The sequence below is a fragment of the Rhodococcus sp. (in: high G+C Gram-positive bacteria) genome (assembly GCF_049299235.1).
Lineage (GTDB): Bacteria > Actinomycetota > Actinomycetes > Mycobacteriales > Mycobacteriaceae > Rhodococcus.
The window spans coordinates 1-8,946 of record NZ_JBAQXC010000058.1; the positions used below are offsets into that span (position 1 = coordinate 1).

The window sequence follows — 8,946 nt, forward strand, 5'->3', positions numbered from 1 at the left end:
GGGTGGTTGGGTCATGCCGGTCCGTTCTCGCTGACTCACTCGTGCATATCCGGGCTGTCGGCAGCACCGGGGCCCGAGAGTCCGGTCGTGTGCCACAGCGTGCCCCGTCGTACCCGGCCGAACCGGATGTCCAATTCGTCGGAGTCACCGACCGTGTGTCGTTTCGCGGAGAAGAACAGTTACCTGCCGCGCCCGCCGGCGGAGGGAGTTCGCTGTCCGTGCACGCTGTAGGAGCACTTCGCGAGCCCGCGGCACGGCCGCGACCACGACACCGTCGGGGCACCACACCCATGGTGTGTCGGCCTGTACATAGACCAGCCTGCGTCCGCAGTTCATGGACAGTCACGGCGTCGCCCGTTCCGGTGTTGCCGCCCGAGCACCGGTGTTCCCCCATCGGAACGCGCTGACGTCGATCGCGGGACCCATCATCCGGGCGCGCGCAGACTCGATTCCGGCCGGCCCCGATGCCCGTCGTGATCGTCGGCCGTTCCACGCCGGCGCCGACCCCGGTGACCGCGCCCGAGTTCGCGATCCTGGGAGCAGCGCACGTGTCGATCCGACTCGCCACAGATACCGATGAACCCGAATCGAGACTGGCAACCAGGAGGGTCGAACGTCCGTCCCGGATCCCCGGGTATGCCTCGGGGCGCGTCACTCGGATCGGCCCGGGTGAGCCGGTCCGGTCGTGAAGGCACCCGATTCGGCCGCCCCCTACCCGCGCGTGGCAAGTTCCGCGTGGGCGCGGGCGTACTTGGCGGTCAAACGGTCCCGTGTCGGGGCGTCGAGCCGCGCGAGACGCCGCGGATCACTGTTGTCGGCGAGGTCGGCGAGTTTGACCGTCACCGCGAGCGGAACCTCGCGGACACGGGCGTAGTAGTCGGCCGGGGCCTCACCGGGGCGGCGGGTGAGCGCCTCGACCGCCGCGGTCACCTCCGGTGGGAACAGCTGCTCGAGGTCCGCGAGTGTGACCTCGGTGTCTTCGACGACGTCGTGCAGCCAGGCGGCGGCCACCGCGTAGTCGTCCCCGGCCACCCGTGCAGCGACCCGCGCGGGGTGGGTGATGTACGGTCGGCCGGCCTTGTCGACCTGTCCGTGGTGGGCGGTGGTGGCGATCTGTTCGGCGAGGTCCGCGATCGGATGCCTCATGGATCCTCTTCCCTTGTGGTCGGCGAATGTCGTGAGGTGCCGGATCTCGAACCCGAGCAATGTGCGTGAGCTACGGGCGTTGTGCGAGTGCGGCCCATCGCTGTCCTCGTCGAACCTTATCGATTCGAGCAGTGAGATCGCTGACGGTGATCACGCCGTCGTGGTTGGTATCGAGCAGCTTGTTGGCGTTGTACGCATCGGCGTGGGGACCGCCGGGCGCTGCGATGACAGAGTCCTCGTTGGTGCCGCGCAGCGTCGCGGGAAGAAACGTTGCCTGGTACAGGCGGCCCGCTGACGTCAACTGCCCGATATGCGGTTTGTAGTATTTTTCGACGTAGGGCAGCTGTTGTTCGGCGGTGAGCAGCTGGAAGGCGTCCGGCCCCTCCGCCCAGCCCAGGCCCACGAGCGTGGACGGCATGAACTGGATCAGGCCGGTGGCCTTCCCGTTCGGATTTTGAGCCGACGCCCGGACTCCGCTTTCGCTTTCCATCACGGCCAGCAGATCTGCCGGTGCGCACCGCAGGCGACCGCATATGGCCTTCAACTCCGCGAAGAAGGCGTCGCTCAAGCCGACAGACACACTGGCCTGATCCTTGACCCAGGCGGCGTGAATCGGACTGCCGGATCTGGCCCGCGCGACGCCCGGCCAGTTCTGGTCGATGTCCATGGCCCCGGTGTCGGCAGCGTCGGCGCTGAGATCGTAGCGAAGGTACGTGTCGCCGCGGAAGAAGTACACCTTGCCGTTGCCCCAGTTCACCGCCGAGTCGATCGCATCGACGAAGCCCGCATCGCCGAAACCGGGCCACCCGTCAACGATCGGCGTCGGCTGGCCGTCCGCGTGGTCCTCCGTCATGTCGTACCGGAGGTAGTTGGCGCCTTTGAACAGGAAGGCTGTGCCGTTGCCGCAATCGACCGCGGCGTCGATGCCCGACGAGAAGTCAGCGGCGGCGAGGCCCGGCCAGTGATCTCCTGTCGGCAGCGGGTAGCCGACATCGACCTTGTTCGTGGCGATGTCGTACCGAATGTACTGGGATCCGCGGAAGAAGTAGACCTTGTTTCCGACGTTCAGGGCAGCGTCGATCCCGCGGTCGAAGCCAGCTGCGGTGAACCCCGTCCAGTTGGCGGCGATCGTCCGGGGATATCCGGGATCGACCGAATCTGTTGTCGCGTCGTATCGGAAGTAGTTCCCGCCCACGACGAAGTAGGCCTTGCTGATCATGAAGAGCGCCTCGCTCGGTTGCAGAAGGGACTTCTCTGTCATCCCATTGTCGGCACCCGGACTGCTGTCGTACACGAGTATCGGACTACCTGTTTGTCGGAGCGGTCGTGGGCGGGGGCAGGCACACCCCGGCGCCGCTACCTGGAGCATCCCGCACTGGAATGCTGATCACCAGCGACAGTCGCTCCATGGCGTCCCGCGGTTGATCGGCCGCGCCGACCCGACTGCAGCAGCGCCGGCATGTGCGCACGCGCAACGATAGTGAAAAATGTTGTACCACAAGAAAAATGCAACTACATCACGTGGATGTGCGCCGAGGTTCGGCGCCTGCCGGCACGCGGAGCAACGCCTCCGCGCACGACGCATCATCCGACGAGTGATATGCGAACCTCCGCCCTACCACACACGCGCACCCAACGGGGCAAGCATGCGACCGAAGCACCGAAAAACGGTGCCGCAGAACAGGTAACCTCAGAAATCGACAGCCGTACAACAGGTGCGCGCAGACCACGTGAAGGCCGACAGCGGCCGATCCGCCCCACGTGATCGCGGCAGCAACGCACCCCCACGCCCCGCCACAGAGACGGTCCGTACCCCCACGCAGAATGGATCAACGATGGACAAAACCCAATACCTCGTCCGGACGGCCGACGGACGCGACTACTGCCGCGTCGAACCCTGGGAAGGTGGACTGCCCGCCGCACGTGAGGGCGCCCGCCGCATCGGAGGCTTCGTCGTCGAACTCGACACCTACCTGCTGCCGACCGACAGCATCGTCGACGACTTCCGGACGCCGTAGCGCGCACCACCTCCAGCAGCCACCCCCGATGCCACGAACGGCACCCGCCACACACGACGACACACCAGCGCAGACACACCCGCAGATACCTCACCGTGACGCGGAACCAGGAGAGTAGATGAACGTATCGACCCACATCCGCGAGCTGATCGACGCGATCGAACGGTTCGGGCCGGACGCGGCGCGAACTCAGCGTCGGGCCCTCGACAAACTGATCGAACTCGACATGGTCGTCAACCAGGAAGGCTTGACGAGGATCTGGGCATCGACAGGAGTCGAGGATCAACGACTCCACGACCGAGACGCCTTGGCCGCGGCACTGAAAGCGGCCGATGTGCAGTTCAACCCGGAAATCGGTGGCTACACCGCCGCTGTGCCGCTGTGGTGATGCCTCCGGTGCGCGCATCGGAGAACCACGCCCACCGGTGGAACGAGCGACAAGGCTCGGCCCTGAGGCCCTGAGGAACGCTCGGCCCTGCCGCAATCGAGAACGACAGCAATAGCGACGGCGCGCGGCTCATGGCGACGCAGTCAGTCCACGACGGTCCCCGGAGTCGATGTACTGCGCCGTTCCGCAGTTGGAACCCTCCCGAAAGGACGAAGGACATGGACTACAACGCACTGCGAGTACGAGTGCTCGAAGCGGCGTACGAAGGACGCGCAACGTACCTACCGGCCGGCGCCCGAGACAACCGGACCGCGGAAGTGTTCATCGACGGAGAACGCATCGGGCAGGCATCGTCGTTGTGCCACTACGTTCGCCCCGAAGCGGGCCGAACGTTCCAAGAGGTCAAACTGGTGCCGGGATACGACCACCAGATTCCACAGCACCTCCGCAGGTAACTGAGCCCCATCGTCGGAGATCCGGCATCGACAGCACACGGACATACCGGAGTGATCGGCCCTCCGACCGGAACACCGCACCGCAATCCCGGGTGATGAGGCACGCATCGAAACGTCGAGATCCCACGCAGACGACATCACTCGCCCAAACAGCCTCGCGCGAGAAGCAACACCAGCACCTCGCACCGCCACACCGACCGCTGCGTGACCCCGAGCCACCGCGAAACAGGAGAACACCATGCCCGACACCACAATCTGCCTCGACAGCTACGGCAGCAACGACTGTGCGGGTGCGGTCGAATACCGCACACCGCTCTCCGGCACCGGCCGATCGTTCCCCCGATGCGAGAAGCACTGGTCCGAACGCCTCGACCGACAAGAGGACCTGAACCGCCGCTACCCGGCGCACCCGCCCGCGGACTTCGACCCGATGTACGCCGGTGAACGCTGGGACGAGGACTAGGACCAGCCCACACGCCGCGCATCGGCGAGCAGGTTCGGCTGACCGTCGACCACTGCCGCCGGTTAGGCGCGTTGTTCAACACGGCGCAGGGGTGTGCCACGTGGATGAGATCGCACGCCTTGCTGCCGGCGGGCAGGTGGTTCTGGGTGCGTGGCACGTGCGCAGACACACCGGGACCAGCACCGCCCGCCGAGCAGACGCGACGGAATGGTTGCCCTTCGCCCTGCCGGACGGCACGCCTATTGCCCAACGAGAAACGGACCGATCCGACCTTGACGCCGTCGCCTTCGGAACCCTCGTACCGGCAACATGGGCAGACGACCCAGAGCGATACTGAGCGCCCCGACAGGGGAAGCAGAAACAGTCGGATACGCATCTGTCCGGAGTGGCAGCGCGAGACCAAAGAGAGAGAACCATGCAGGCGAACGAAACGATCCAGCGGAAATGCGGCGAGTGTCTTCACGACAGAGCCGTCGTCGGCACTGAGACCTGCGAATGCGGACCGGTTACGACACACACATGCACGCGATGTGGTAGCTCGGTGTGGTCGTGCGAGCCCGACTTCTCGCTGCGGGCCGGGAATGGATAGTTGGTCAGCGGCGTAACAGGTCTTCGACGAGCATCCGGAATCGGTCGCTGATGGACTCGTCGGGGAAGAACCCGCCGACGATGTCCCACACCTGCCGCGGTTCGGTCACCCCGAAAGGTGGTCGAGGAGAACCGTGATGTCTTCACCGTCGCGTTGCCCTGCCATCAGGTTCTCCTCGTAGTGGGGCGCAGCTGCGCGGTGAACCAGCTCCGTGTCCCCGCTACGGTCAGGCCCTGCTGCGCGACATCACGGAGCAGGGGTTCACCGGCGGCGGCTGCGGCACGCACATCGTCCTCGGCGTACTCGACGACGCGGGCGTCGTTGCCGCAGACGGGTTCGCCGATGTGCGCGAGTGCCACTGACTCGATGTGGCCGTCCCTGAGATCGATACCGATCTCCGGCGCGAATCCGTAGTTGTCGGGCTGCGATGCCACGGTACCCACCCAGACATCGCGATCCTCCGGCGCGGTCGTCGCCGTCGCGGCGACCCTGCCGGAGGAGCCGGCAGGATCGTCGTCGGTGGTGCAGCATCCGAACATCACCAGCACCACCACGACGGCGGCGCCGATCGCCCAGCCGTTCCGGTTCGCTACGTACGTTCGTCCTTCCCGCGCCCGACGCAGGGTCGCCGGCTGCACATCCTCGGCATCGACGTCGATTCGACCGTGCCGTCCGTACATCGCATGCATGCACGCACGGACGCACGCACGCACGCAGGCGCCGAGCGCCTGCGCATCGGGGACGCGGAGACGTGGACGGTGGGGGTGAATCTCCCCAAAGATCACCCGCATACTGTCCGGCAGGGCCGGGCCGATCGTTCCTGCCGCCGATCCGGCCGAACGAGGAGGACGCGATGTACGGGGTGTAGACGAGCAAGGAACACTTCTCGGTGCCCGGATCGAACCCGGCCGCGACCTCGGCCGACGTGCACGCCCTCACCGACACCGCACAGGCGCGCCGCGGCACCGGGCGCGGCCCGTCGCCGACACGTGGCAGCTGGTGTGTACTTCGCCGAACCGTCCAATCTGCGCGAGATCACCCGCGAACAGGGCCGCAAGTACGAAGGCGTTCGCGGCGGCCGGGGGCTGTGGTCATCGACGATGCGTGAGATCCCACCGGTGTCGGAAACGTCCGCGCCGACACACGATCTCGACGCGATCGCACTCCGAACCCCGGCCGGGCCGAACCGGTGACGCGCACCGGCAGTGCCTCGACACGTCGACCGGGACCCGCCGCCGCGCCACCTGTCGGCCTCCGATCGCCGAAACCTCACCGACCACAACCTCACCGACTTCGGCCCGCTGAGCCGGCCTCGGTCGCAGGCAGCCGCGATCACCCCGCACGATCACCGTGCACCGAGGTCGGCGATCACAGGTTCCACAGCTGCAGCAACGCCGTGCGCAGCGCGGGCGAAACGACCCGATGATCGAGATGCAGCCGCGGATTGGGGTGCCCGGCGTCGGCGAGCGCACGCGCGGCCACCGGTACGGATAGAGGCTCGAGATCGGTGCGGGTGCGCAGCAGATACGCCACCGCGTGGCGGGCGTGCGGGATCGGGACGGGACCGGTGTCGACGACGGCGGGCGGATGGATCCAGGCGGTGTCGGCGGTGACCTCGAACAACACATCGAAACGCTCGAGCCGGGTGCGGCGGCCGGTGTCGGGGGTGTCCACGCGCAGCCACTGAGCCCGGTACTGCGCGTCCGGCCCGGCCGCGGCGCGGCGATCGGTGCGTTCCTCCCACATCCGTTGTTCGTCGGCGCTCGGGGTGTAGTCGGTGATCCGGCGGACGAACATGCGGCGAACCGGGGTGGGCAGGAAGTCGTGTTCGGCGCGGGTGCGGCTGCCGATACCGGCCAGCGGCACGGTCCGCCCGACCGCCCAGACGGCGGTGGCGTTGTCGAGGAACGCCTGATCGACGTCGGTGGTGTCGCCCAGGCCGGCGAGGGCGACGTGGGCGGCCGCGAGGGCGGCGGGATCATCGGTGACGAGGGCGGCTTCGTCGGCGACGGTGGAGGCGTGCGAGGCGCTGGACGGTCCGACGATCACGCATCGGGGGGTGACGATCAGACCGGTGTGCAGGTTCGGTGTCGAGAGCACCCGTACCCCGCGGTCGAGGAATCGGGCCAGCGCGGTGGGGGAGGTGGCGTGCGCGCGGACCGCGGCGCGGGCGGCGTTGACGATCAGGAGGTCCCCGGCGCGCAGCGGCAGCAGCTCGGGTGCGGTGGCGTCGAGGTAGGCGATCGCGACGGACCGCGGACCGCGGCCCCGTAGGGCCGCGGTGATGTGCGGCCACGGGTGTGGTGTGTGCAGGGTCGTGCCCATAGACCGCACGGTAGCCGCCGGCACGCGGGCGAGAAGGCAGATCACCGTGGGGGGTTGCACCAGGCCGAACCCGGTCACCGGAGCGCATTCCCGCCGCCGGAACGGTGTCATGTTCGGCCGCAGCCGCCGCCGAAACACCGTGGGTGTGGTGGTCGAGTGTTCCCGCCGCTGAACACTCGACGACCCTGCCGTCCACGCCGAGCGTGTCCACGAAGGGCGGTGGCGTGAGTCCTGCGCGCCGGACCTCGCAGTCGTGAGCGCGACGCAGTTGCATGCACACATCGTCGCCGGTGACCGCATCAGCGCGATCTGCGCAGCCACCGGACTGCCCAAGCCCGGCGTGTACAAGGTCATGCGGATCGCCCGCGCCCGCCCGAAAGGAACGGGAACGGGAACGGTCACTAGCGTGCCGCGCGCAGCCCGCGCTCTATGCTGGATCAGCAGGCACCAGCCGGGAAAGGAGCCGGACATGACCGAACGCGCACCCTCGTTCGACAGTCGGCGCCTCCGCAGCACGCTCCGCGCCCACCGCACCGAAATAGTGGCAGTGCTCGACCGGTACGGCGCCTACGACGTCACACTGTTCGGCTCGGTGGCGCGCGGTGACGCCGGACCACGCAGCGATATCGACCTCATGATCAGTATCGACGCACCCGAGTACGAACAGATCGTCTCCATGCTCGGACTCGCCGACGAACTGTCCGAACTGCTCGGTGTGAAAGTCGATGCCGTTGCGCGTGGCGTCGCCACGGAGCGGGTGAACCTGTCTGCGCGCGTCGATATGCTCGACGTGTGAGCCGAGTTGATCATGATCGTTGCCGCGATATTCTCGATGCTGTAGCGGCCGTCGAGCGGTACATGGCCACACCCGGTGGTGTGGACGGCGACATGGCGTACGACGCGGTTGTGCGGAATCTCGAGGTCATCGGGGAGGCCGCCAACCGGCTTACCGCAGACGTGAAAGTGCTGGCACCGGAGATCGAGTGGTACAAGATCAGCGGTTTTCGTAACATCGCCATCCACGAGTACTGGCGGCTGCGCCCCGCGGACGTCGAAGCGATCGCGGTCAACTACCTTCCTCCGCTGCGCACCGCAGTCGACAGGATCGTGAGTTCGACTTGAGGCCGCGTACTTCCACTTCGTGCGCCACCGGTTGGATCATTCAGATGTGCAACAGTTTTCGACGCAGAAGGCACTGTGATCAGGCGAGTGTTCGCCAATCTCGTCCCGCGCTGGTTCCGGTGGCTCCCGAAGGGGTGCCTGACGTTACGGTGCTGCGCGCCGGCTCCGGCGGCGGGACAGCGTCCAATCCGACAACCTTTCCTTTAAATGGATGATATCGTCCATGTATGAGAAACGTTGCACCGTCTCTCCTCCCCATCTTCCGTAGCCAGGGGCAGGCGGAAATCCTCACGTGGCTCACCCAGAACCCGACCGCCGAGGCCACCATCACCGACCTCGCCCGCATCGCCGATGTCCCGATCGCCACCGCGCACCGCGAGATCAGCCGCTTCGAGCAGGCCGGCCTGGTCACCATCCGCACCCACGGCCGCAACCGCCTC

General features: G+C 66.9%; 12 protein-coding genes. 8 read left to right on the top strand and 4 right to left on the bottom strand.

All coding sequences use genetic code 11. The features are described from left to right. Positions 1–711: 711 nt before the first annotated feature. On the bottom strand, positions 712–1,146 hold the full coding sequence (locus tag WAX14_RS03150; RefSeq protein WP_422626637.1) for an HD domain-containing protein: 435 nt from the start codon (positions 1,144–1,146) through the stop codon (positions 712–714). A 70-nt stretch (positions 1,147–1,216) separates the two neighbouring features. After that, positions 1,217–2,407, bottom strand: a complete 1,191-nt coding sequence (locus tag WAX14_RS03155; protein WP_422626638.1) for a hemopexin repeat-containing protein — start codon at positions 2,405–2,407, stop codon at positions 1,217–1,219. A 574-nt stretch (positions 2,408–2,981) separates the two neighbouring features. On the opposite strand from WAX14_RS03155, the gene WAX14_RS03160 reads away from it, so the two are divergent. The 4 genes from WAX14_RS03160 (at position 2,982) to WAX14_RS03175 (ending at position 4,470) form a co-directional block, all read left to right on the top strand. Beyond that, a complete protein-coding gene (locus WAX14_RS03160; RefSeq protein ID WP_422626639.1) occupies positions 2,982–3,164 on the top strand; it encodes a hypothetical protein in 183 nt (60 codons plus the stop codon). Positions 3,165–3,282: 118 nt separating this feature from the next. Next, a complete protein-coding gene (locus WAX14_RS03165) occupies positions 3,283–3,552 on the top strand; it encodes a hypothetical protein (RefSeq protein WP_422626640.1) in 270 nt (89 codons plus the stop codon). A gap of 218 nt (positions 3,553–3,770) precedes the next feature. Next, entirely contained in the window at positions 3,771–4,007 is a 237-nt protein-coding gene (locus WAX14_RS03170) for a hypothetical protein (protein WP_422626641.1), read from the top strand. A gap of 238 nt (positions 4,008–4,245) precedes the next feature. Continuing rightward, a complete protein-coding gene (locus tag WAX14_RS03175; protein ID WP_422626642.1) occupies positions 4,246–4,470 on the top strand; it encodes a hypothetical protein in 225 nt (74 codons plus the stop codon). Positions 4,471–5,223: 753 nt separating this feature from the next. On the opposite strand, the gene WAX14_RS03180 is transcribed toward WAX14_RS03175, so the two are convergent. Beyond that, positions 5,224–5,739 carry a hypothetical protein gene (locus WAX14_RS03180; RefSeq protein ID WP_422626643.1) on the bottom strand — a complete coding sequence of 172 codons (516 nt, stop codon included), beginning with the start codon at positions 5,737–5,739 and terminating at the stop codon, positions 5,224–5,226. Between the two features lie 309 nt (positions 5,740–6,048). Here WAX14_RS03180 and WAX14_RS03185 point away from each other — a divergent pair, with 309 nt between their 5' ends. Further along, on the top strand, positions 6,049–6,252 hold the full coding sequence (locus tag WAX14_RS03185) for a hypothetical protein (RefSeq protein ID WP_422626644.1): 204 nt from the start codon (positions 6,049–6,051) through the stop codon (positions 6,250–6,252). Positions 6,253–6,427: 175 nt separating this feature from the next. On the opposite strand, the gene WAX14_RS03190 is transcribed toward WAX14_RS03185, so the two are convergent. After that, positions 6,428–7,384 (bottom strand): phosphatidylserine/phosphatidylglycerophosphate/cardiolipin synthase family protein, encoded by a 957-nt coding sequence (locus WAX14_RS03190; RefSeq protein WP_422626645.1) that lies wholly within the window; start codon positions 7,382–7,384, stop codon positions 6,428–6,430. Positions 7,385–7,853: 469 nt separating this feature from the next. Between WAX14_RS03190 and WAX14_RS03195 the strand changes: the two genes are divergently transcribed. The 3 genes from WAX14_RS03195 to WAX14_RS03205 form a co-directional block, all read left to right on the top strand. Beyond that, positions 7,854–8,180: a nucleotidyltransferase family protein gene (locus WAX14_RS03195; protein WP_422626646.1), complete on the top strand. Its 327-nt coding sequence runs from the start codon at positions 7,854–7,856 to the stop codon at positions 8,178–8,180. Then, a complete protein-coding gene (locus WAX14_RS03200) occupies positions 8,177–8,506 on the top strand; it encodes a DUF86 domain-containing protein (RefSeq protein WP_422626647.1) in 330 nt (109 codons plus the stop codon). Before WAX14_RS03195 ends, WAX14_RS03200 begins: the two co-directional genes overlap by 4 nt. Positions 8,507–8,733: 227 nt before the next feature. After that, the coding region (locus WAX14_RS03205; protein WP_422626648.1) for a winged helix-turn-helix domain-containing protein at positions 8,734–8,946 on the top strand (213 nt) is incomplete at its 3' end.

What these genes read in the sequence shown, in the direction of transcription:
- WAX14_RS03175 (WP_422626642.1), top strand. Translation starts at nt 4,246, where the DNA reads ATGCCCGACACCACAATCTGCCTCGACAGCTACGGCAGCAACGACTGT.
- WAX14_RS03150 (WP_422626637.1), bottom strand. Translation starts at nt 1,146, where the DNA reads ATGAGGCATCCGATCGCGGACCTCGCCGAACAGATCGCCACCACCGCC.
- WAX14_RS03190 (WP_422626645.1), bottom strand. Translation starts at nt 7,384, where the DNA reads ATGGGCACGACCCTGCACACACCACACCCGTGGCCGCACATCACCGCG.
- WAX14_RS03195 (WP_422626646.1), top strand. Translation starts at nt 7,854, where the DNA reads ATGACCGAACGCGCACCCTCGTTCGACAGTCGGCGCCTCCGCAGCACG.
- WAX14_RS03170 (WP_422626641.1), top strand. Translation starts at nt 3,771, where the DNA reads ATGGACTACAACGCACTGCGAGTACGAGTGCTCGAAGCGGCGTACGAA.
- WAX14_RS03165 (WP_422626640.1), top strand. Translation starts at nt 3,283, where the DNA reads ATGAACGTATCGACCCACATCCGCGAGCTGATCGACGCGATCGAACGG.
- WAX14_RS03180 (WP_422626643.1), bottom strand. Translation starts at nt 5,739, where the DNA reads ATGTACGGACGGCACGGTCGAATCGACGTCGATGCCGAGGATGTGCAG.
- WAX14_RS03155 (WP_422626638.1), bottom strand. Translation starts at nt 2,407, where the DNA reads ATGACAGAGAAGTCCCTTCTGCAACCGAGCGAGGCGCTCTTCATGATC.
- WAX14_RS03160 (WP_422626639.1), top strand. Translation starts at nt 2,982, where the DNA reads ATGGACAAAACCCAATACCTCGTCCGGACGGCCGACGGACGCGACTAC.